Origin of the sequence: Aeromonas piscicola, assembly GCF_000820005.1 — a bacterium.
GTDB classification, from domain to species: domain Bacteria; phylum Pseudomonadota; class Gammaproteobacteria; order Enterobacterales; family Aeromonadaceae; genus Aeromonas; species Aeromonas piscicola.
Window position 1 is genome coordinate 106,254 of record NZ_CDBL01000079.1, and the last position, 21,451, is coordinate 127,704.

At 63.3% G+C, this 21,451-nt stretch carries 18 protein-coding genes; 12 read left to right on the forward strand and 6 right to left on the reverse strand.

The features are described from left to right. Positions 1–39: 39 nt before the first annotated feature. On the reverse strand, positions 40–1,905 hold the full coding sequence (ahh1, locus tag BN1128_RS21190; RefSeq protein ID WP_042872516.1) for a hemolysin Ahh1: 1,866 nt from the start codon (positions 1,903–1,905) through the stop codon (positions 40–42). An 853-nt stretch (positions 1,906–2,758) separates the two neighbouring features. Here ahh1 and BN1128_RS21195 point away from each other — a divergent pair. Next, a complete protein-coding gene (locus BN1128_RS21195; RefSeq protein WP_042872518.1) occupies positions 2,759–3,205 on the forward strand; it encodes a C40 family peptidase in 447 nt (148 codons plus the stop codon). A 65-nt stretch (positions 3,206–3,270) separates the two neighbouring features. On the opposite strand, the gene BN1128_RS21200 is transcribed toward BN1128_RS21195, so the two are convergent. After that, the gene (locus tag BN1128_RS21200; protein ID WP_042872521.1) at positions 3,271–3,564 is read right to left on the reverse strand and encodes a hypothetical protein; all 294 of its coding nucleotides are present in this window, start codon (positions 3,562–3,564) and stop codon (positions 3,271–3,273) included. A gap of 214 nt (positions 3,565–3,778) precedes the next feature. On the opposite strand from BN1128_RS21200, the gene BN1128_RS21205 reads away from it, so the two are divergent. Genes BN1128_RS21205 through BN1128_RS21220 form a run of 4 tightly spaced genes read left to right on the forward strand, consistent with a single transcriptional unit; the run spans position 3,779 to position 7,534 of the window. Further along, a complete protein-coding gene (locus BN1128_RS21205) occupies positions 3,779–5,212 on the forward strand; it encodes a coniferyl aldehyde dehydrogenase (protein WP_042872524.1) in 1,434 nt (477 codons plus the stop codon). Positions 5,213–5,230: 18 nt separating this feature from the next. Then, entirely contained in the window at positions 5,231–5,833 is a 603-nt protein-coding gene (locus BN1128_RS21210) for a TetR/AcrR family transcriptional regulator (RefSeq protein ID WP_042872525.1), read from the forward strand. After that, positions 5,814–6,332 carry an SCP2 sterol-binding domain-containing protein gene (locus BN1128_RS21215; protein ID WP_042872529.1) on the forward strand — a complete coding sequence of 173 codons (519 nt, stop codon included), beginning with the start codon at positions 5,814–5,816 and terminating at the stop codon, positions 6,330–6,332. Before BN1128_RS21210 ends, BN1128_RS21215 begins: the two co-directional genes overlap by 20 nt. A 17-nt stretch (positions 6,333–6,349) precedes the next feature. Continuing rightward, complete coding sequence (locus BN1128_RS21220; RefSeq protein WP_042872530.1) at positions 6,350–7,534, forward strand: iron-containing alcohol dehydrogenase; 1,185 nt, start codon at positions 6,350–6,352, stop codon at positions 7,532–7,534. 36 nt (positions 7,535–7,570) lie between these two features. Here BN1128_RS21220 and BN1128_RS21225 read toward each other — a convergent pair whose 3' ends face one another. After that, on the reverse strand, positions 7,571–7,858 hold the full coding sequence (locus BN1128_RS21225) for a hypothetical protein (RefSeq protein WP_042872532.1): 288 nt from the start codon (positions 7,856–7,858) through the stop codon (positions 7,571–7,573). 168 nt (positions 7,859–8,026) lie between these two features. After that, on the reverse strand, positions 8,027–8,941 hold the full coding sequence (gene cysM / locus BN1128_RS21230) for a cysteine synthase CysM (RefSeq protein ID WP_042872534.1): 915 nt from the start codon (positions 8,939–8,941) through the stop codon (positions 8,027–8,029). A gap of 134 nt (positions 8,942–9,075) precedes the next feature. Between cysM and BN1128_RS21235 the strand changes: the two genes are divergently transcribed. The 6 genes from BN1128_RS21235 to BN1128_RS24970 all read left to right on the forward strand — a co-directional run bounded on the left by BN1128_RS21235 (position 9,076) and on the right by BN1128_RS24970 (position 14,422). Next, a complete protein-coding gene (locus BN1128_RS21235) occupies positions 9,076–9,333 on the forward strand; it encodes a GNAT family N-acetyltransferase (RefSeq protein WP_011705401.1) in 258 nt (85 codons plus the stop codon). After that, positions 9,323–9,943 carry a nucleotidyltransferase family protein gene (locus tag BN1128_RS21240; RefSeq protein ID WP_042872535.1) on the forward strand — a complete coding sequence of 207 codons (621 nt, stop codon included), beginning with the start codon at positions 9,323–9,325 and terminating at the stop codon, positions 9,941–9,943. Before BN1128_RS21235 ends, BN1128_RS21240 begins: the two co-directional genes overlap by 11 nt. A 70-nt stretch (positions 9,944–10,013) precedes the next feature. Continuing rightward, positions 10,014–11,837 carry a SulP family inorganic anion transporter gene (locus tag BN1128_RS21245; protein WP_042872537.1) on the forward strand — a complete coding sequence of 608 codons (1,824 nt, stop codon included), beginning with the start codon at positions 10,014–10,016 and terminating at the stop codon, positions 11,835–11,837. A 134-nt stretch (positions 11,838–11,971) separates the two neighbouring features. Further along, positions 11,972–13,318, forward strand: coding sequence for an MATE family efflux transporter (locus BN1128_RS21250; RefSeq protein ID WP_042872539.1), 1,347 nt, complete (start codon positions 11,972–11,974; stop codon positions 13,316–13,318). A gap of 11 nt (positions 13,319–13,329) precedes the next feature. After that, entirely contained in the window at positions 13,330–13,920 is a 591-nt protein-coding gene (locus BN1128_RS21255; RefSeq protein WP_042872540.1) for a hypothetical protein, read from the forward strand. 286 nt (positions 13,921–14,206) lie between these two features. Next, positions 14,207–14,422 (forward strand): HP1242/YdcH family protein, encoded by a 216-nt coding sequence (locus tag BN1128_RS24970; RefSeq protein WP_005313020.1) that lies wholly within the window; start codon positions 14,207–14,209, stop codon positions 14,420–14,422. 72 nt (positions 14,423–14,494) lie between these two features. Here BN1128_RS24970 and BN1128_RS21265 read toward each other — a convergent pair whose 3' ends face one another. Continuing rightward, positions 14,495–15,622, reverse strand: a complete 1,128-nt coding sequence (locus BN1128_RS21265; protein ID WP_042872545.1) for a helix-turn-helix domain-containing protein — start codon at positions 15,620–15,622, stop codon at positions 14,495–14,497. Between the two features lie 187 nt (positions 15,623–15,809). Here BN1128_RS21265 and BN1128_RS21270 point away from each other — a divergent pair, with 187 nt between their 5' ends. Continuing rightward, on the forward strand, positions 15,810–18,302 hold the full coding sequence (locus BN1128_RS21270) for a penicillin acylase family protein (RefSeq protein ID WP_042872547.1): 2,493 nt from the start codon (positions 15,810–15,812) through the stop codon (positions 18,300–18,302). Between the two features lie 66 nt (positions 18,303–18,368). On the opposite strand, the gene nifJ is transcribed toward BN1128_RS21270, so the two are convergent. Next, on the reverse strand, positions 18,369–21,451 hold a 3,083-nt coding region (gene nifJ, locus BN1128_RS21275), incomplete at its 5' end, for a pyruvate:ferredoxin (flavodoxin) oxidoreductase (protein ID WP_042872549.1).

Here is a 21,451-nt window from a genome sequence, read left to right on the forward strand (position 1 = left end):
TTGCCGGCGTTTTCATTGGTCAATGACTCTGACACTAAATCAGTTGCCGGTCGGTGGCCCGAAGATCTGGGTGTAGGAGGTCAGGGTACGCAGGCTGACGTCACCAGGCTGGCCATTCTCGTCATAGAGCGCCAGCGCGCCCGTCTGCTTGTCGTGACCCAGCAGCTGATGGGCGCTCAGGTTGCTGAGTGCATCGCTCTCCGCTTTCCACTCCCAGCGTTGTCCCAGACTCAGGCTGCAGCTCTGCAACTGGCCCAGGTTGTTGCCATCCAGGCAGTGACGGGTATCCAGCGCACTGACATAGCGGCCGTACTGGTCATAGATGAAGGACTGGGCGGCCGAGGTCTCGTCACAGGTCACGGCGCTCACGCCTTGCTGGGCATCGGCGCTCAGGCAACGGTTGTCAAAGCCGCCCAGCTGCAGGTTGACCGGGCGACCGCCGGTAAACACCGGGTGGTTCCAGTCCACCTTGAAGCTGGTGGAGGCGGTCACCCGTCTGCGCTTGTCGACATCCTCGAAGCCCTGGAAGGAGACATGGGCGCCCACCACGTAATAGTGCTTGTAGATGCCGGTGTAGATGGGGCGGATGTTGACCGAGGAGTCAATCTTGAACTCTGTGCTGCCCTGCTCGTTGGGCGCCGCCTTGTAGATGACGTCCAGATTCGGCACGAAGCCCTTGTAGCTCAGCGGCTGGATGCGATTGTGATCCACATCATACCCCATGCCCCATACTGTGGCCGTCTTGGACGAGAGCAGAGACTCCGCCGTCGCGTATTGATCCCGCACCCAGCTGAAACTCACCTTCTGGGCGCTGGGAGCCGAGCGCTCGACCCGATAGTCCTGGGTGTTGTAGGCGAGCTGGCGCTGCTGGCTGAACTTGGCCGAGGCCTCCAGCTTGGCCTTGGGCCCGTCCTTGTTCACTTCGACCCCGCCGGTCACCCCCACCTCGAAGCCGGAGATCTCGCGATGCTCATACTTGCTGTTGAGGTTGGTGGGCAGGCTCTTGAGCACGGCCGCCTTGGCGTTGGAGGCTTCGATGGTGAAGCGGTAGTCCTGGGCGATGGCGTCGGTGGCATAGTCCCGCGCCCAGCCGTCGAGCAGGGTGTAACCGGCAAAGTTCTCGCTCCAGGTGAGATCTTCGTTGAGCTGGATGCCGGCACCGGCCGACTCCTCATCCAGCGAGATCCGCACTATCTTGGCATCCGGCGTGGCGGAGCCCGTGTTGCCAAATTGCAGGGAGCGCTCCAGGTTCACCCGATAGACCAGCGAGATGTTCGGCGAGTCACAGAACAGCCGATCCCCCCGATCCCAGGTGCGCGAGCGCGGGAAGGTACACTCGGCATCGCTGATCTTGCGATTGACGTTGAGGTAGAAGGCCACGTGCGGCAAGCCGGCCTCGGCAGTGGCCGGCTGGGTGAGGGAGCGTTTGTGGCGTTTGCCCTGCCCCGCAAGACTCTCGACCCGCTCCATTACCCGATAGAAGGCCGGATCATCGACGCCCCCCAGCGGGGTAAACAGCAGCGCGCCCTTGTAGGCGGAGACCAGCACCCAGTCGGCATCGAACGAGATGCCGGCCAGCTGCTCCATGGCCTTTCTGGCCTGTTGCCGCTCGCCCTTGTCAGTGATGGCGCTGAAGTCGATGAAGACGCGCTCCCCCTGCCCCAGCACGCGCTCGCGCAGTTGATCAGGTGTCAGCACGCTGGCGGCCTGCTGCTCATCCAGCCAGACGCCGGCGTTGAGGTAGAGAAGTCCCTGCTCCGATTGCAGGCTGGCCAGCATGGCGGTGCCCTGATCGGTACGCTCGCCTATGTCTTCGGCATGCACGCTGCCTGCCAGCAAGGCCAGCGCGAGCAGACTGAGAGTGGGAGCCTGAGTGATGAATTTGCGTGGTTTTTTGTTTTTCATTGTTAGCTCCTTGTCGAATCACACCAGACTATTTCCACCATGAGGTGGAACAGCATAACCCTATTATTGATGGTTATATTACGGTGTTATTCTGCTTGCTTGCCAATCAATGCCAACCATTTTTCTCGCTGTGAATTAACAGCGTGTTCGTGGCGAGTATTTCATATGACAAAACAAGGACTGAGATGCAGTCTAAGGTGGAAGATTCGGCGCTCGCCGATGCTATTACACTGTTTGCCGAGTACACAGTTGTCGCGCTGTGATAGCACTGCCCACTTTGGATGCAGGTGACACCTGTCTTGAGCCTCGCGTCCCTGTTCATCGGCCTGAACGATGCAGCGGGAGCCTGATGCCTTGGGCATTCTGCCGCGAGGAAACACTCACTGCTATGGGCTCGATATCATGGGGTTGCCCTCCTCTGTCTGATGATATTGTCAGCCAACGCCAGTCATTGACCGAATATTATTATGTGAGGCAGTTTCGGGAATATACCCATATATATCTAATTTTCTGCCACCATATTGATGACGGATGTGGCTTGTCTAGCTGCCAGCTGTAATACGATTTCATCATAACGAATTAGCCTGAAATCAGAACGTGACACAGATCACGCGATGACGTCAATAACGTTAATGATAAAATAATTTAAACTTGAATAGAATAATTACGTTAATATTGAAATGCTCATTCAAGATAATCGCCAAATATTGTTCAAATGAATACAATCGATAATATGACGTCCCTCAGCCTATGCCCTTTCCAGCCGCTCAGGCGTGGTTTATTGCCAACAAGGCTATGTTCGAGCCCCAAACCCCGTTTATGATGAGCGGGTCGTCGAGTCGAAGGAGCCCCCATGCATTGCAAGTTACTGCTGCCCCTGCTGGCCCTGTTGCTGGCCGCCTGTTCCAGCACGCCCGAACCGCCGCCACCTCGTCAGAGCAGTGCCTTCGACGGCTTCTACCAGCAATGGCGCGGCGTGCCCTATCGCATGGGCGGTGCCAGCCGGGCCGGGCTCGACTGCTCCGCCTTCACCCAGCTTGCCTACCAGCAGGTGCTCGGTTTCAACCTCCCCAGAACCACTGAATCCCAGGCCAGCCTGGGCACGCCGGTCGATCGCTACCGCTTGCAGCACGGCGATCTGGTCTTCTTCAAGACCGGCTGGCAGCAATACCATGTCGGTGTCTACACGGGGGCCGGGGAGTTCATCCACGCCTCCACCAGCAAGGGGGTGATTCGCTCGCGCCTCGACAATGTCTACTGGAACAGCCGCTACTGGCAGGCGCGCCGTCTGACGCAGTGAGACCCGCTCACCATGAGAAATGAGAAAGGCCCGTGACGGGCCTTTCTCATTGTCTGTTTGCCGACTCAGTGCTTGCGATGCCAGCGTGGCGAGGTGGCTTTCTCGCCCCAGGGGGTGACGCATGGCAACAAGGCCCCCTCGATCACCGTATCGCTGCTGGCCAGCGCCTCGGCAATCTTCTGATGCAGCACCCGCAGCAAGCGTCCCTCCTGCTCCGCCAGGGAGTGACCCGCGGCAAAGAACTCGCGCTGGTGTTGCAGCGCCAGCTTCTGGGCAAATTCATAGGTGTTGAAGCAATCCGGCATCCGCTCGACCACATCATCAAGCCGGGCCAACAAGCTGTTCAGTTCCCTGGTCATGTCGTTCACTCCTTGTAGGTTGACGGCCAAAAAACTACCCCTAATTGGATAAGACACCAACCACCAAATCTCGAAACTGTGGTGGGTCGCACAGTTCACAGGTGAGTCATCCGCGACCCTATGCTAAGCCAGATGGCAAAACTTTACAGCCGATTAACAAGCCGCTAGATTTAGACCGACCAATCAGTCGGTCAATTAACGCGCGAGGTATGCCATGGAAGCGGTTCAGTTGCAGGACACCACCACAGACAAGCTGTCGCTACCGGGCAAGCTGGCCCGGCTCAGGCAGGCCTGTCAGGCCAATCCCATGCCCGACCTGAGCGAGCGCAGAGCCCATCTGAGCCAGCTCAAGCGTGCCCTGTTGGCCCACAAGCAGTTGTTGTGTGACGCCCTGGCCCGGGATTATGGCCAGCGCAGCGACTATGACAGCCTGATCGCCGACATACTTCCCAGCGTCATGCAGATCAACTACACCCAGCGGCGGATCAAGCGCTGGATGCGCCCGCACCGCCGCCACACGGGGCTGCTGCTGGCCCCGGCCAGGGTCGAGGTGTTCTATCAACCGCTCGGGGTAGTCGGCATCATAGTGCCGTGGAACTTCCCCGTGATGCTGAGCCTGGGGCCCCTCATCAGCGCCATCGCCGCCGGCAACCGGGCCATGCTCAAACTCTCCGAATTCACCCCTCACACCAACGCCGTGCTGCGCACCTTGCTGGATCAGGTGTTCGATGAAGATGAGGTCACAGTGGTCGAGGGAGATGCCCAGGTGGCTGCCGCATTCAGCGCCCTGCCGTTCGATCATCTGCTGTTTACCGGCTCGACCGCGGTGGGCAAACTGGTAATGGCCGCCGCCGCCCCCCAGCTCACCCCGCTCACCCTGGAGCTCGGCGGCAAGAGCCCCTGCCTCATCGCCCCCGACATGCCCATCGCGCTCGCGGTGGAGCGGATGATCTTCGGCAAGAGCCTCAACGCTGGCCAGATCTGCGTGGCCCCCGACTATGTGCTGCTGCCACGAGGCCAGGAGCAGGCCTTCATCGAGGCCTACCGCAACCACTTCGCTCGCCTCTATCCCCAGGGGCTGGGGAGCCCGGATTACGGCTCCATCATCAATGGGCGCCAATATGAGCGGCTCACCGGCTGGCTGGCCGAGGCCGAGCAGGCAGGTGCCCAGGTGCACCCCTGCGGCAGCCCGGCCCGGGACGACGTCGCCCACCGGCTGGTGCCCCACCTGCTGACCGGGGTGCCCAACCATTGCCAGCTGATGCAGCAGGAGATCTTCGGCCCCCTGTTGCCGCTGGTGCCCTACGACAGCCTGGACGAAGCGCTCGCCTACATAGCCGCCCGCCCGCGCCCGCTCGCCTTCTATCTGATGAGCCTGGATCCGGCGCTGCAGGCCAGGGTGACCCGGGAAACCCACTCAGGCGGCATGGCCATCAACGAAAGTCTATTCCAGGTGGCGGCCGATGACGTGCCGTTTGGCGGCATCGGCGCCTCCGGCATGGGCCACTACCACGGCCATGAAGGCTTTCTCACCTTCTCCAAGGCGAAAACCGTGTTGAGCCGTGGCAGATTCAGCACAGGCTCCTTGGTTCACCCCCCTTATCGGCGCTGGCACCAGCGGCTGATGATGGCGCTGTTTTTGCGCTGACGGACGCCGGAGACCTGCATGCACAAACCCATGACAGACAAGCGCCGCCAGATCCTGGATGCCGCCCTCGCCCTGTGCGCAGAGGATGGGCTGCAAGGCGCCGCCACCGCCCGCATCGCCAAGGCGGCTGGGGTGGCCAACGGCACCCTGTTTCACCACTTCCCCAGCAAGGAAGTGCTGATCCAGTGCCTCTATCAGGATGTCAAACTGCGGCTCAGCACCGCCATCACGGAGGCGGATGCCGCCCTGCCCCTGCGCGAGCAGGCCAGCCATTACTGGCAGCAGGCGATGCAGTGGATGCTGGCCCATCCCAACGAGCTCAAGTTCGTGCTGGGGTTCTTCCACTCCCCCCTGCTAGCGCGCCCCCTGCGCAGCCAAATCCTGAGCGATACCCTGCGCTTTCTACCGCGCCTGCTGAGCCAGGGCCAGGCCAGCGGAGCCCTGATGCAAGCCCCGCCGGCCCTGATGCTGGAGGTGTGCCAGAGCCAGTTTCTGGCCTGCGCCTCCCTGTTTGTCGACCAACCTGAACTGGGACGGGACGCTCACTGGCAAGCCAGTGCCTTCGCCCTGTTCTGGTCCGCCATCTCGGGAGTGAACCCTCATGCAAAACCGGACGCTTGAATCCCTGGCGGCCCTTGGCCGCCGTCTCTGGATAGCCACCCTGCTCTGGGTCATAGGGCGCACCCTGTGCCGCGCCGCCCGGGTCGATGAGGCGGTGCGACAAGAACTCGCCCCCCTGCCCGACGGCCTCACCATACGGCTGGAGGTGGCGGGCCTCAGCCAGGCGCTGATCATCCACAAGGCGGCAGGCCGCTGGCAGTGCGGCGCACCGGCCCATGCCAGCGGCGATCTGCACCCGCTGCGAGTGCGTTTCAAGCATCCGGGCATCGCCTTTCGCGCCCTCAGCTTTCGGCTCGGAGTCAATCAGGCATTCAGCGAAAACCGCTTGCTGGTAGAGGGGGATCTCACCGTCGCCATGCACCTGGTACGGGCGCTGGAACAGCTGCAGGCCCTGATCCTGCCCGCTTTCATCGCGCGACCGCTGCTGCGCCACTATCCTGACCCGCGCCGCAAGCTGGCGCGCGCCTGCCACATCTACCTGGGTCTGTTGACCGGCTGAACAAGAGGATGAGCACCATGAGTCGCTATTACGATTTTTTCTGCCCGGTCAAGCTGATGGCGGGCGAACAGGCACTGGAGCAGCTCGCGAGCGAGCTGGCCGGATTGGGGGCGCGCCGCCCGCTGCTGCTCACCGACAAGGGGGTCAGCGGCACCGGACTCGCCACCCTGCTGGCCAATGTGCTGGCCGAGGGGGAGCTGCCAGTCGCCGACATCTGGGACGAGATCCCGGCCGACTCCTCCACCGCCGTGGTGGAGCGGATCGCGGCCCGCTATCGGGAGCTCAAATGCGACAGCCTGGTGGCGCTGGGCGGGGGCTCCGTCATCGACACCGCCAAGGCGGTCAACATCCTCGCCTCCATGGGCGGGGATCGGCTGCTGGATTATGCCGGCGCAGGCTGCCTGACCAAACCCCTGCAGCCGCTGGCAGTGGTGCCCACCACGGCGGGCACGGGATCCGAGGTAACACTGGTGGCGGTGATCAAGGATGAGGCGAGCGGGCGCAAGGTGCCCTTCACCTCACCCTTCCTGCTGCCCCAGCTGGCGGTGCTGGATCCGCGCCTCACCCAGGGCTTGCCCCTCAACATCACGGCCGCCACCGCCATGGATGCCATGACCCACGCCATCGAGGCCTTCATCGGCAACGCCAAAAACCCGGTCAGCGACGCCCTGGCCCTGATGGCGGTGGAGAAGATCGCCAGTGCCCTGCCCCAGGTGCTGAGCAACCCGCAGGACAAGCGCCTGCGGTTGCAACTGGCGGAAGGATCTACCCTGGCGGGCATGGCGTTTTCCAACTCCATGGTGGGGCTGGTGCACGCCCTCGGCCACAGCCTGGGGGCCCGCTGTCACCTGCCCCACGGTCTGTGCATGAACCTCTTCCTGCCGACCGTGCTCGACTACAACCGGCCGGGCATAGATGAGGAGCTGGCCCGCCTGCTGCTGCCCCTGGTCGGCGCCGAGCGCTTCGCGGCGACCCCGGTCGCAGAGCGGGCACAGGCCAGCATCCAGGCCCTGTACGCCTTGCGCGATACCCTGTGGCAGGCGGTGAAGCTGCCGCGCACCCTGCGCGAAGCCGGCGTCACCGACAAGGCCCTGCTGCCCGAGATCCGGGATCTCGCCATCAACGATGGCGCCCTGCTCTACAACCGCAAGGATGCCGACCGGACCCAGCTGCTCGGCCTGCTGGAGCTGGCCTGGGAATAGCCAGCTTGGCCAGGCCCCGCATGGCGGGGCCGCTTACTACCAGCTGATGGTGGCACCGGCGCCATAGTTGTCTTTTCCCTCCGGCGTCTTCTCGCGCCAGATGGACTCCTTGTTGCGGCGAATGGCCTCTTCCCGCTCCTGGTTGCGCTCCCAGACGGGTTTCATCTCATCCAGCGGCCGCTCATGTTTTTCCCCCTTGTGATCGATGACGGCGCAGTGCTTGTCGCCGCACTGGTAGGCGTAGGGTTCGACGGTGCAGCCCGGCAACACCAGGGCCAGACAAAGACCAAGCAGGGAAGATGGCAGAAGGAAACGAGCGGACATGATGAAACTCCTGTTTGATTCAACGCGAGAGGGCACCGAGTGTCAGACAGGAGAGGGAGGGATTCAACCTTGCTAACAGGATTGATTGTTACAAGCTGTACATGAAGAATATTATCAGCAAGCCACTGATTAATAACACCTTAGTATCAGGCAACACCAAGCGTCACGCTAGGTGTCTACCTGCTCTGACGGCGTAAAGACCCCGGTGGAGAGGTAGCGATCCCCCCGATCACAGATGATGGCCACCACCACCCCCTGCTTGATCTCTGCCGCCACCCGCAGGGCACCGGCCACGGCGCCACCGGAGCTGACCCCGCAGCAGATCCCCTCCTCCCGCGCCAGTCGGCGCATCATGAGCAGCGCCTCCTCTTGCGTCACGTCCAGCACCCGATCGACCCTTTTCGGCTCGAAAATGGCGGGCTGATAGGCGGCGGGCCAGCGGCGAATGCCCGGGATCTGGCTCCCCTCTGCCGGTTGCAGGCCTATCACCTGCACCGCCGGGTTCTGCTCCTTGAGGTAGCGGGAGACCCCCATGATGGTGCCAGTGGTGCCCATGGCCGAGACGAAGTGAGTGACCGCCCCCTCGCTCTGGCGCCAGATCTCGGGGCCGGTCGATTGATAGTGGGCATCCGGGTTGGCCGGGTTGTTGAACTGATCCAGCACCAGTCCCTCCCCGCGTGCCTCCATGGCCAGCGCCAGATCCCGCGCGGCTTCCATGCCGTCTTCCACCAGCACCAGCTCGGCGCCATAGGCCTGCATGGCATCGCGCCGCTCCTGGCTCATGGTGCGCGGCATGATGAGCCGCATCCGGTAGCCCCGCGCCGCCGCCACCATGGCCAGCGCTATACCAGTGTTGCCGGAGGTAGCCTCGATGAGCCGGGCTCCCGGCAGCAAGCGACCGCTCGCTTCGGCACTCTTGATGAGGTTCAGCGCCGGCCTGTCCTTAACCGAACCGGCGGGATTGTTGCCCTCCAGCTTCACCAGCAGGGTGACCTCTGGCCAGGGATTGATGCGGCGCAGCGCCAGCAGGGGGGTATTGCCAATCAGATCTTCCAGCGTGGCGAAGGCCATAATGGGATCCATCCTCTGTTAACTGTTCTATACCTTGGCTAGCGGGTATGTACCCGGTCGGGTTCGCAGTGTAAGCGAGCCCGTGCAGTTGGCAAAGGGCTGCCAACGTGGTCAGATAACCCCATTCCCCGTACCGAGGAGCAAGCATGAGCGAGATCATTCATCAGGCCAACCAGCAACAATTCATCTGTGTGGTGGACGGCAAGGAGTCCAGACTGCGTTACCGGCGGCTCGATGCCAAGACCATAGACGCCTACAGCACCTTCGTCCCGCCGGAGCTCAGGGTACAGGGCATCGCCGATCAGCTGGCGCGCACCTTCTACAGCTGGACCCAGGCGGAGGGGCTCACCATAGTGCCCAGCTGCAGCTACATAGACGTCTGGCTGCGCCGCAATGCAGGTTGACGCACAGACGCGTCAGAGTACGCAAGACGCGCAGCATCGCCAGTGCGCGCAAGAGGCCCGCCTGCAAGCGCAGACCGAAATCCTGCTGCGGGCCAATGGCCAGCGCATGGCCTGCCTGCAGGCGGCGCGCCAGCTGGCCCTGCCCGACTGGGCGCTGGGGGCCGGCTTTATCCGCAACCTCGTCTGGGATCATCAGCACGCTAAATCAGTCCCTACCCCGCTCAACGATATCGATCTCATCTATCTGGACTGCGGTGATCCGCAAGGGCTGCACGAAGCGGATCACGAGGCCTGGCTGGCCGCCAGGGTGCCGGGTCAGCGCTGGGAAGTGCGCAATCAGGCCCGCATGCACCAGCGCCAGCGGGTTCCCCCCTTTGCCAGCAGTCTGGAAGCCCTCAGCCACTGGGTGGAGCTGCCCACCTGCATCGGGGTCCGCCTGCTGACAGATGATAGATTCGAGTGGCTAGCCCCTTACGGCTTTGCACCCAACTGGTCCCTGCAGGTGGATCCCAACCCGCGCTGCCGTCAGGAGAGCCGGGTTTTTACCGAGCGGGTCAAGGCCAAGGAGTGGCAACGGCTGTGGCCTGACCTGGTGGTGAACTGGCCATAACCTGATTGCAATCTTTCGATAACCTTGGGCACACTAGGGAAAAGCTGTTTGTAACTCAATGGGTTAAATAATGCGCGACTTCTTCTCACTCGAACGCTGGCTACCGGGCCTCGCCGCCCTGCTGCAATACCAGCGGGCCTGGCTGATGCCGGATGTGCGCGCTGGACTGTCGGTGGCGGCCGTGGCACTGCCCGTGGCCATCGCCTATGCCGAGCTCGCCGGCGTGGGGCCCCTGGTCGGCCTCTACTCCTGCATACTGCCCATGCTGGTTTATGCCCTGTTTGGCACCTCCCGCCAGCTGATCGTCGGCCCGGATGCCGCCACCTGCGCCGTGATCGCCGCCGTGGTGACCCCGCTCGCCGCCGGTGATGCCACCCGCCACTGGCAGCTGGTGATGACCATGACCGCCATGACCGGCTTCTGGTGCCTCATCGCCAGCCGCTTCAAGCTGGGGGTGCTGGCGGACTTTCTCTCCCGCCCCATACTGATGGGGCTGCTCAACGGCGTGGCCATCACCATCATGGTGGGCCAGCTCTCCAAGATCTTCGGCTTCACCTTCAGCGAGCGCTACCTCATAGAGCGGATCGCGAGCGGTGCCAGCTACATTACCCAGACCCATCTGCCGACCCTGGCCATGAGCCTGACCGCCTTGCTCACCCTGCTGCTGGCCAAGCGCTACAAGCCGGCCTGGCCCTCCTCCATGGTGGCCATGGTGGTGACGGCGGCCCTGGTGTGGGGACTGGATCTCGGCCAGTTCGGCATCGCCACCCTGGGTGCCATCGGCTCGGGTATGCCCGTCTTCCAGTTGCCGGAATTTCCCCCTGGCCTGATGCGCGAGCTGGTGTTGCCGGCGCTCAACCTCGCCATGGTGAGCTTCGTCTCCATGATGCTCACCGCCCGCAGCTTCGCCGCCAAGAACGGCTATGAGATCGATGCGGACAAGGAGTTTCGGGCTCTCGGCATGGCCAACCTGGCGGCGGCCGCCTCCCAGGGCTTTGCCATCAGCGGGGCGGATTCGCGCACCGCGGTCAACGACGCCAACGGCGGCAAGAGCCAGCTGGTCTCCATCATAGCCGCCGCCGCCATCGCCCTGGTCACCTTCTACCTGACGGCGCCGCTGCAATACATACCCACGGCCGCCCTCGGCGTTGTGCTGGTGATGGCGTCGCTCTCGCTCACCGATTTTCGCGGCCTGTGGGCCCTGCGCCACTCCGACAGGGCCGCCTTCTGGCTGGCGCTCATCACCTTCGTCAGCGTGCTGGCCATGGGGGTGATCCCGGGGATCACCCTCGCCGTGCTGCTGGGTCTGTTCCAGTTCCTGCGCAACGTGATGCGCCCCACCGACCAGTTGCTCGGCATGGATGACGAGGGGGTGGTACGCACCCTGGGGGACAACGAGCAGGCCAAGGCCATTCCCGGCATCCTGGTCTATCGCTTCAACTCGCCGCTCACCTACTTCAACGCCCCCTACTTCAAGCGGCGGGTGCTGGCGCTGCTGGTACAAGATCCCCACAACCCCAAATGCCTGGTGGTGGATGCGGTGGCCTGTTTCACCCATCAGGACATCAGCGTGATGAGCATGGTAGGGGAGCTGCACAAGGATCTGAAACGGCGCGGCATCCACATGGTGATGGCCGGTCGCCACGGCCAGATGAGCCAGTGGCTCAAGCAGGCGGGGATCCGGGTGGGCGACGAGGGGATCATCCTCTGCCCCGACATGTATCAGGCGCTGCGCATGACCCGCTGCTACCGGGAGCCGGTGTTCAAGGATGATGCCGTGGTGGAGAGCACCACGGACGCCATCCTCTCCCACTGGCCCCAGGATGATGCGCTGCCGGACTCGGCGCGGCTCACGCTCCCCTCCGAGCAGGAGGCAGGCGCCACCCCGGCCTGATCGGGCGCCAGACTCTCCTTGGGAGGGTTTGGCACACTCTCCGCTCAGGGCAGGATTGCACCCTGCGGACTCTTGGTGTTAAATGCCCGTCCAGATGGCGCTGACGAGGGCCATCCCCAGTATTTGGACACCCCATGCAAACTCAATCCCACGCGGGCCCGGGCACTCTCTTCTCCCTGACCTGGCCGCTGTTTATCGATCTCGCCCTGCACTTTCTGACCGGGGCCCTCAACACCTTCATGGTGGGCCACGTCTCCTATCAGGGCGTGGCGGCACTGGCGGTCGGCAACCAGGTGTTCGATCTGGCCATCACCTTGTTCAGCTTCGTCAGCATAGGCACCAGCGTGGTGATCACCCAGTATCTGGGGGCCGGCGATCGGGAGAAGGCGCGCATCGTCATCCACACCGCCATCGGCTTCAACCTGCTGGTGGGGCTGGTGGCCGCGGTCGGCGTGCTCGCCGGCGCCAGCACCATGCTCTCCCTGATGAACCTGCCTGCTCATCTGATGGGCGATGCCACCCTTTATCTGCAGATCATCGGCCTGTGCCTGCTGCCAGAGGCGGCGGCGCTCTGCCTGGCAGCCACCCTGCGTGCCCACGGTCATACCCGTCAGGCCATGTACGTGACCCTGACCGTCAACCTCATCACCTTCGTCGGCAACCTGCTGCTGCTCTACGGCTGGTTCGGCCTGCCCCAGCTGGGGGTGGCCGGGGTCGCCATCAGCACTGTGGCGGGTCGCATCGTCGGCGTGGTGCTGCTGGTGTGGCTGGTGGCGCGCAAGACAGGCATCCGCTTGCGTCTGCCCGAGATTGTTCGCCCCAGCAAGGTCATGCTGGACAAGGTGCTGCACATAGGCCTGCCGGCAGCAGGGGAGAACCTCTCCTGGATGCTGCAGTTCATGGTGGTCACCGCCTTCGTCGGCCTGCTCGGTGACAAGGCGCTGGCGACCCAGTCCTACTTCTTCCAGATCTGCCTGTTCATTCTGCTGTTCGGCCTCTCCATCGGCCTTGGCAACGAGATCATCATCGGCCATCTGGCGGGGGCCCGCCGCTTCGAGCAGGCCTACAACCAGCTGATGAAGAGCCTCAAGTTAGGCCTCATCGTCACTACCCTGATCGCCATCGCTGCCGCCCTCAATGGCCGCGCCATCATCAGCATGTTCACCGATGATCCGGACATCATCACCCAGGTGGCCCAGCTGTTTCTCATCAGCCTCATCCTCGAACCCGGCCGCACCTTCAACCTGGTGGTGATCAACGCCCTGCGTGCCACCGGGGATGCCCGTTTCCCGCTCTACATGGCGCTCGTCTCCATGTGGGGGATTGCCGTTCCGCTCGCCTATTTCCTTGGTATCATGCAGGGTTATGGACTGGTCGGCATCTGGTTGGCGCTCGCCTGCGATGAGTGGGTACGCGGTCTGGCCATGTTCTGGCGCTGGCGCAGTCGTCGCTGGCAAAACAAAATTCTTGTTGAAACATAAGCGGAATCACAATGAAGAAAATCGGACTCTTGTTGGCTGCCATCCTGCTCAGCCCGCTGGCCATGGCGCAAACCGCGCCCGCAGCGCCCAAGGCGCAGGCCTCCAAAACCTGGTATGTGGCACCCATCGCCATCGACGAGACAAGCGAGGCCCAGAAGGCGCTGACCAAAGATTTTACAGCCCAGATGATCAAGACCATCAAGATCAACGAATACCAGACCGGCAAAGCACTCGGCAAGACCAAGGATCCCAAGTGGCTGATCCGCACCAAGTTGATGCCTGCCAGCACGGAGCCGCTGGTCGGCAAGAAGCACCCGCAGGGTCTCACCTACGGCAAGGGCGTTCCCACCCAGGAAATCGTCGGCGAGCTCATCATGAACGGCACGCTAGTTGCGCATGTCGGCCAGGGCTGGCGTGAGCCCATAGTGCCGGGCACACCTGTGGCCGAGAAGATCACCATAGCCAACTACCAGTACGCCATCGGCAACGAAGCCAAGGCGCCGGATCTGGAAGAGCTGGCGGCGCAGATAGGCTTCGAAGTGGGCAAGGTCATCGCCCGCGATGGCAAGCCACTGCCCGAGAAGAAAAAGAAAAAAGAGTAAACGCCACGCCTGTTCTCAAGAAGGGGCCTTGCGCCCCTTTTTGCTGCCCGCTTGCCAGCCCGCCGCCGTCATCAAACCGTCACAACTGTGATCGAGATTCCAGTTTTAAGCTCAAATGCTTACTTACAAATGACTTATCAGCTTGTGATTCAATGAGTTAAAAATCATCTTCCCCATGCAGCAAATCATTGGTCCCGAACTCGATCGGGATCACATTTATCTCTGGGGGGAAGGGGTACTTTGGTTTTGAAGGCACAATCAAACGAAACCAAGGAGGCTTCATTACATGTTCCCAGAGTACAGAGATCTCATCTCGAAACTGAAGAGCAGTGATGTCCATTTCCAGAAGAAGTTTGACTTGCACAACGACTTGGATGCGGAGATTAGAAAGTTGGAAAAGCATCATGCCAGCGACTACAGCTCCGAGGTGAAGGATCTGAAAAAACAGAAACTCAAACTGAAAGAGGAGATATACGACATCCTCAAACAACATCCACATTAGACGCCTCGACGAATACCCGGATAAGCAACTTATCCCTCCAGCCCGGCTCAAGCCGGGCTTTTTATCGTCTCGTCATGGAGAAACCGTCCGAAACACTGGCAGGCCCTGACGGCGAAATTCGCTCGGGGTCTGCCCCGTATGGCGGCGAAAGGCGGTGTTGAAGGTGGACTTGCTGTTGAAGCCCGCCCTGTAACAGATGCTGGCCACCGTCTCGTCTCCCGCCTGTAGCAGCCGTTTGGCCTCCTCCACCCGATAACGGTTTAGCCAGTCGTAGAAATTGCCGCCCGAGCAGGCGTTGATGGCGGTGGAGGCCTGATGGGTACTCAGGCCGCACTCGCCAGCCAGCTTGCCGAGAGAGAGCACGGGATCCCGATAGGCCCCCTCCTTCAGCCGCCGCTCCAGCTCGTCAAACAGCGGCTGCTGGCTCGCGTCCTGTGCCGGGCTCATGACGCAGGCCTGACCCTCACTCCCGCCGGGGTGCGTGATCTCTGCCGAAGCAGCCTGTTGTGGCAGGCGGGCATGGGCCAGCACCTGCAACAGCAGATAGGCGGTGACGGGGGCCTGCAGATAGACGGTGGAGAGCGGCCAGCCGAGCCAGCTCAGGGCGATCCGCCCCAACAGCAACAAGGCCACCAACAGCTGCAGTCCCTGCAACTGGCTCACCCAGGCCCTCAGCGCCGGCTTGCGGCTGACGACCCCAAGCCGCTGCTGACGCCACCAGTAGATCAGCCCCAGCAGGGCCATGATGGCCAGATAGCGATTGCCGTAGAGGGTGATGCCGGGCCACAACCCATCCCCATGCTTGCCGAGCAGGATCCAGCGCACCTTCTCGGCGCCAGGCAGCAACCAGTAAGGTAGCGCCAGCATGGCCACCAGCAACAGCGGCAGACTGTGCACCAGTCGGTCACGCCAGCGGCCGAGTACAAGCTCCCCCTGCAGGGCTCGGATATAGCCATAGAGGCAGAACGGCAGCATCACCACCAGGGGATCCGCCAGTTTGAGCAGATGAGGCCAACGTTCGAACAGCTGCTGCTGATGGTAGAGATACTCCAGCGCCTGCACACTGCTCAGAGCAAGCAGGGCCAGCAGATAACCGGAGGCTGAGTCCCAGCGTCCCCGCCACTGCCAGCCGAGCGCCGCCAGCAACAACATGCCCGCCAGGCTCAGACTGAGCAAGGCCGCCACTTCTTCCCACTGCATATGCTTGCTCCCCCAGGTACGGCTCCATCGAGACGGACCTGTTTATCCTTGTTTTTATTCTGTTTTCGGAACTATGACCGGTTCCATCCAGCGGAGCGACAGCCAGCTCGCCCTGCTCTTAAATACCCTCTCCTGCGGGCAAAAAGCAACAGAACCATAACAAGCACGGACAACAGAAGGAACCCAAATGCGATCTCCCTTTCCCCTTACCCTGCTCGGCTGCCTCGTTCTGGCCGGCTGCCAGGAAAACAGCAGCGAGCCGGATCCCGCTCGCCACTATGACGTCACCCTCACCTACACGGAGCAGGGGGTGCCCCACATCAAGGCGAATGACTACGCCAGCCTCGGCTTCGGGGCAGGTTACGCCCATGCCGAGGAGAACCTCTGCACCCTGAGCGAGCAGATCATGAAGCTGCGGGGGGAAAAATCCCGCTGGCTGGGAGCGGGAGAGCAGCAGCGCAACCTGCTCTCCGACGTGGGCTATCGCTCGCTGGATCTGCCCGCCCAGGCCGCTGCTCTGTATGGCAAGCTGGCGCCGGATGCCCGCGATCTCATCGAGGGCTATGTGGCAGGCTTCAACCACTCACTCACGGGACGAGCCGGCCCGGCGGACTATCCCTCCCCCTGCCGTGGGGCCGAGTGGGTCGAGCCCATCACCCCGACCCAGCTGCTGGCCTATCACCTGGATCTCGCCCAGCTCGCCAGCGGCCGCAGCTTCATCGGTGCCATGGCGAGCGCCCAGCCCCCCGGCAGCGGGACGCAGGCGCGCGCCCTGCCTGACCCGGAAGCCGAGTGGCTGCTCACCGCCGAGGGGATCGGCAGCAACGGCTGGGCACTGGGGGCAGATCGCAGCAGCAACGCCAACAGCCTGCTGCTCGGCAACCCCCACTTCCCCTGGGATGGCGAGCTCAGGTTCTACGAACAGCACCTGCAGATCCCGGGCAAACTCAACGTGACCGGCGCCACCATGATGGGGTTTCCCGCCATCCTGATCGGCTTCAACGAACAGCTGGGCTGGACCCATACCGTCTCCCAGTCCAAGCGCTTCACCCTCTATCAGCTCACCCTGGATCCCGCCAATCCGCTGCGCTACCGCTACGGCGACCAGTGGCGGGAGATGAGCCAGAAAACCGTCACGCTGCAAGTGCGTCAGGCAGATGGCAGCCTGCAACCCTATGCCCAGACCGTCTATGCCAGCCACTTCGGCCCCGTGGTCAACCTCGCCTCCCTCTCGCCCACCCTGGGCTGGACCAGCAGCAGCGCCATCAGCTTCCGCGATGCCAATGCCGGCAACTACAAGATGCTGGAGCAGTGGCTGGCCATGGCCAAGGCCCAGAGTACCCCGGCCTTCTTCGACGCACTGGCCGAGCATCAGGGGGTACCCTGGGTCAATATCCTGCTGATCGACAAGGCGGGCCAGGCCAGCTATGTGGATGCCACCCAGGTGCCCCGCCTCGGCGCCAAGGCCGAAGCCTGGTGGCGAGCAGCCTCCCAGACCCCGCAGCTGGCCCCCGTCTGGCTGGATGGCGAGGGCAGCGTGCTGCTGCCGGGCAACGATCCCGACTTCGAGTGGGTCGACAGCGGCCAGACCCGGGCCCCCGGCCTTATCCCCCTGAGCCAGGCCCCCCGCCAGACCCGCAGCGACTACGTCTACAACGCCAACAGCAGCCACTGGCTGACCAACCTGGCGGCGCCGCTGGAGGGTTACTCCATCCTTTACGGACCGGAGCAGACGGTGCGCAGCCCGCGTACTCGCTACAACGCCCAGCTCATCAGCACCCCAGAGACCATGGGACTGACCGGGGCCGATCGCCGCTTCACCCTGCCGGCGCTTCAACGGGTGCTGACCCACAACGGCTCCCTGTTTGCCCGCGAGCTGAGGGAACCCCTGCTGGCCCGCTGCCAGGCCCATCCGCTGATCCAGCTGGCCAGCGGCCCACTGGACCTGACCCCGAGTTGCAATGCGCTCGCCAACTGGGATGGCGAGTATCAGCGGGAGAGCCGGGGCGCCCACCTGATACGCGAATGGCTGACGGCGTTTCGCACCAGCGGCCACAGAGACATCAAGGATGCCCTGTTTGCCATCCCCTTCGATCCGGCCCGAGGCGCCACCACCCCGAGTGGACTGGCCCTCTGGGGCGGCGCGCCGGATCAGGATCCCGCCCTGCTGGCACAGGCTCAGGCCCAGCAGCGGTTGCAGGCCGCCGGTATCGCGCTGGATGCCGAGCTCGGCGCGCTGCAGTTCGTGCAAAAGGCGGCCGGGCTGACCCCCATACCGCTGCCGGGAGGCAACTCGTTCGAGGGGCTGTTCAACATGGTGCAGACCAATCTGCCTTCGCGCAGCAGCTCGGATCTCGCCAACATAGTGACCGGCAAGAGCGTGGCAGGTACCACGCTGCGCAGCCTGGATGATGACGGTGACGGCCAGCCCGAGCTGCGTTATCGCGCCAACTACGGCTCCAGCTTCGTGCTGGCCCTGCAGTTCGATGCCGCCGGCCCCAAGGCGGAGCGCTTCCTGAGCTACGGCCAGTCCCACGACCCCGAGAGCCCGCACTTCACCGATCAGACCGAGCAGTTCGCCCGCCAGCAGTGGCAGCCCATGCGCTTCACCGAGCAGGAGATAGCGGCCCATCAGGAGCGCAGCCTGCACCTCAAGGTGCTGCGTGCCACCAGCCTCTGAACCACGCCTCTCTCCAGTCATAAAAAAAGCGGGCCGACAGGCCCGCTTCGTCATTCAGGATCCGGCTCAGACGGGAGGATGGAAGGCGCTGGCCTCACGGGTAGCCATCTCCTCGTAGGTGGCCCACTTCTGCCAAGCCACCTGCTGCGCCACCTGCATCAGCCGCTCGGCCTCTTCTGGATGGCTCTGAGCCAGCACCCGGTAGCGGTTCTCCTCTGCCCTGTATTCGGCAAGGGGGATAGAGGGGCGCAGGCTGTCGAGGCTGAAGGGGTTCTGCCCCGCACTGCGCAATACCGGGTTGTAGCGCAGCAGCGGCCAGTGGCCCGAGTCCACCGCCCGTTTCTGCTGGGTCAGCCCCAGCTCCATATCGATGCCATGGGCGATGCAGTGGCTGTAGGCGATGATGAGGGACGGGCCCGGATAGGCCTCAGCCTCCCGCAACGCTTGCAGCGTCTGCTGCGGGTTGGCACCAAAGGCGATACGTGCCACATAGACGTTGCCATAGGAGATGGCCTGCAGCGCCACATCCTTCTTGGCCAGCGTCTTGCCTCCCGCCGCGAACTTGGCGACGGCCCCCAGCGGCGTCGATTTCGACATCTGGCCACCGGTGTTGGAGTAGACCTCGGTATCCATCACCAGCACGTTCACATCCCGCCCGGAGGCGAGCACGTGATCGAGCCCCGCCGAGCCTATGTCATAGGCCCAGCCATCACCGCCGACGATCCAGACCGAGCGGCGCACCAGCTGATCGATGAGGGACAGCAGTTCGCGGGCTGGTCCCGAGTTCACCTCCTCCAGTCGTTCACGCACCTGCGCCACCCTGCCCCGCTGGGCGCGGATCTCCGACTCCAGCCGCTGCGGGGCACTGATAAGCGACTCGACCAGCTCCCCCCCCAGCTCCCCCTTCATCGCCTTGAGGGCGGCCACCGCCTGACCATGATGCTGATCGGCCGTGAGGCGGAAGCCAAAGCCGAACTCGGCGTTGTCCTCGAACAAGGAATTGGACCAGGCCGGCCCCTTGCCTTCGCCGTTCTTGGCCCAGGGAGTGGTCGGCAGGTTGCCGCCATAGATGGAGGAGCAGCCGGTGGCGTTGGCCACCAGCATGCGATCGCCAAACAGCTGGGTCAGCAGCTTCAGATAAGGGGTCTCGCCACAGCCGGCGCAGGCGCCGGAAAACTCGAACAGGGGCTCGAGGAACTGGGCACCGCGCACGGTGGAAAAGTCCACCCGCTCGCGGGCAGGCCAAGGCAGGCTCTCGAACCAGCGCAGCGCCTGCTTTTGGCCGGCCAGATGGGGCGCCTTGTCCAGCATGGTGATGGCGCGCTCGCCCTCGTGTTCCGCATCCGCTCCGGCCCGTACCGGACAGGCCTGCACGCACTGGCCGCAGCCGGTGCAATCCTCCGGATAGAGTTGCAGGGTATAGCGGCTGTCGGGGAAGCCTTTGGCGGTAACGGGCACCGACTGGGCCGCCTCGGGGGCGGTCGCCAGCCAGTCCTGATGGTAGAACTTGGCCCGCAGCGCCGCGTGGGGACAGACGAAGACACAGTTGCCGCACTGGATGCAGATATCGGATTGCCAGACAGGGATCTCGCGGGCGATATCCCGCTTCTCGAAGCGGCTGGTAGCTGTGGGATAAGTGCCATCCACCGGCAGCATGGAGACGGGGATGAGATCGCCGCGCCCCGCCAGCATCTCGCCTGTGACCCGCTGGACAAACTCGCTGCCGCCCGGTGCCAGTGGCAGCGGATAATCGCTGATCTGCTCGTCTCCGGCCGGGATCGCCACCTTGCTTAAGTGAGCCAGGGTATCGTCCACCGCCGCGAAGTTGCGCGCCACCACCTCGGGCCCCTTGCGGGCATAGCTCTTCTCGATGCTCTCCTTGATCAGCGCAATGGCCTCATCCCGTGGCAATACCCCGGCCAGCGCGAAGAAGCAGGTCTGCATGATGGTGTTGATGCGATTGCCCATGCCGTTTTGCTCGGCCACCCGATCGCCATCGATGCAGTAGAGCTGGATATTGAGGGTGCGGATGCGGGCCCGCAGCCGCTCGGGCAGCTGGCCCCACACCTTGTCTGCTTCATAGGGGGCATTGAGCAGCAGGGTCGCCCCTTCCGCAGCGTGCTCCAGCAAGTCCACCGATTCGGTGAAGCTCCACTGGTGACAACCGATGAAGCTCGCCTGCTCGATGAGCCAGGGGGCGTCTATGGACTCGGGGCCAAAACGCAGGTGGGAGACGGTGCGCGAGCCCGACTTCTTGGAGTCGTAGACGAAGTACCCCTGGGCGTGGAAGCCCTCCAGCTCGCCGATGATCTTGATGCTGTTCTTGTTGGCGCCAACCGTGCCGTCGGCGCCCAGGCCGAAGAAGAGCGCCCGCACCCGGCTGGCGGGCTCCAGATCGCCGATGGGGTGCCAGGCCAGACTGAGGCCCGAGACGTCATCGACAATCCCCACGGTGAAACGTGGGCGCGGCGCATCGGATGCCAGCTCCTCAAACACGGCGGCGCACATGGCCGGGGTGAACTCCTTGGAAGAGAGACCGTAGCGACCGCCACTGAGCCACGGCAGCCGCTTGATAAGGCCGCGCTGCAAGCCATCGATCAGGGCGCTCTGCACATCCAGCAGCAGCGGCTCGCCGCCTGCGCCCGGCTCCTTGGTGCGATCCAGCACCGCCAGCCGGCGCACGCTGGCAGGCAGCGCATCGAGCAGCGCCTGTACAGGGAAGGGGCGATAGAGGCGCACCACCAGGACCCCTGTCTTGCGATCCTGCCGGTTGAGCCAATCCACAGTCGTGCGGGCGGTGGCCGCCCCCGATCCCATCAGCAAGATGACGTCGGTCGCGTCGCTGGCACCGTGGTACTCCACCAGCCGGTAGTGGCGGCCGGTGAGGGATCCCAGCTTGTCCATGCACTGCTGCACCCGTGCCGGTACCGCTTCGTAGAAGGGGTTGACGCTCTCGCGGGACTGGAAATAGGTATCCGGGTTCTGGGCCGTGCCGCGCATCACCGGATGATCCGGGTTGAGCGCCCGGGCACGGTGGGCCCGCACCCAGTCGTTGTCGATCAGGGCGCGAATTTCGTCCCTATGCAGGGCGGTGATCTTGTTTACCTCGTGGGAGGTGCGAAAACCGTCGAAGAAGTGGATGAAGGGCA

Excerpts from the sequence above, each read along its gene's own strand:
- ahh1 (WP_042872516.1), bottom strand. The coding sequence starts at position 1,905 with ATGAAAAACAAAAAACCACGCAAATTCATCACTCAGGCTCCCACTCTC.
- BN1128_RS21195 (WP_042872518.1), top strand. The coding sequence starts at position 2,759 with ATGCATTGCAAGTTACTGCTGCCCCTGCTGGCCCTGTTGCTGGCCGCC.
- BN1128_RS21200 (WP_042872521.1), bottom strand. The coding sequence starts at position 3,564 with ATGACCAGGGAACTGAACAGCTTGTTGGCCCGGCTTGATGATGTGGTC.
- BN1128_RS21205 (WP_042872524.1), top strand. The coding sequence starts at position 3,779 with ATGGAAGCGGTTCAGTTGCAGGACACCACCACAGACAAGCTGTCGCTA.
- BN1128_RS21210 (WP_042872525.1), top strand. The coding sequence starts at position 5,231 with ATGCACAAACCCATGACAGACAAGCGCCGCCAGATCCTGGATGCCGCC.
- BN1128_RS21215 (WP_042872529.1), top strand. The coding sequence starts at position 5,814 with ATGCAAAACCGGACGCTTGAATCCCTGGCGGCCCTTGGCCGCCGTCTC.
- BN1128_RS21220 (WP_042872530.1), top strand. The coding sequence starts at position 6,350 with ATGAGTCGCTATTACGATTTTTTCTGCCCGGTCAAGCTGATGGCGGGC.
- BN1128_RS21225 (WP_042872532.1), bottom strand. The coding sequence starts at position 7,858 with ATGTCCGCTCGTTTCCTTCTGCCATCTTCCCTGCTTGGTCTTTGTCTG.
- cysM (WP_042872534.1), bottom strand. The coding sequence starts at position 8,941 with ATGGATCCCATTATGGCCTTCGCCACGCTGGAAGATCTGATTGGCAAT.
- BN1128_RS21235 (WP_011705401.1), top strand. The coding sequence starts at position 9,076 with ATGAGCGAGATCATTCATCAGGCCAACCAGCAACAATTCATCTGTGTG.
- BN1128_RS21240 (WP_042872535.1), top strand. The coding sequence starts at position 9,323 with ATGCAGGTTGACGCACAGACGCGTCAGAGTACGCAAGACGCGCAGCAT.
- BN1128_RS21245 (WP_042872537.1), top strand. The coding sequence starts at position 10,014 with ATGCGCGACTTCTTCTCACTCGAACGCTGGCTACCGGGCCTCGCCGCC.
- BN1128_RS21250 (WP_042872539.1), top strand. The coding sequence starts at position 11,972 with ATGCAAACTCAATCCCACGCGGGCCCGGGCACTCTCTTCTCCCTGACC.
- BN1128_RS21255 (WP_042872540.1), top strand. The coding sequence starts at position 13,330 with ATGAAGAAAATCGGACTCTTGTTGGCTGCCATCCTGCTCAGCCCGCTG.
- BN1128_RS24970 (WP_005313020.1), top strand. The coding sequence starts at position 14,207 with ATGTTCCCAGAGTACAGAGATCTCATCTCGAAACTGAAGAGCAGTGAT.
- BN1128_RS21265 (WP_042872545.1), bottom strand. The coding sequence starts at position 15,622 with ATGCAGTGGGAAGAAGTGGCGGCCTTGCTCAGTCTGAGCCTGGCGGGC.
- BN1128_RS21270 (WP_042872547.1), top strand. The coding sequence starts at position 15,810 with ATGCGATCTCCCTTTCCCCTTACCCTGCTCGGCTGCCTCGTTCTGGCC.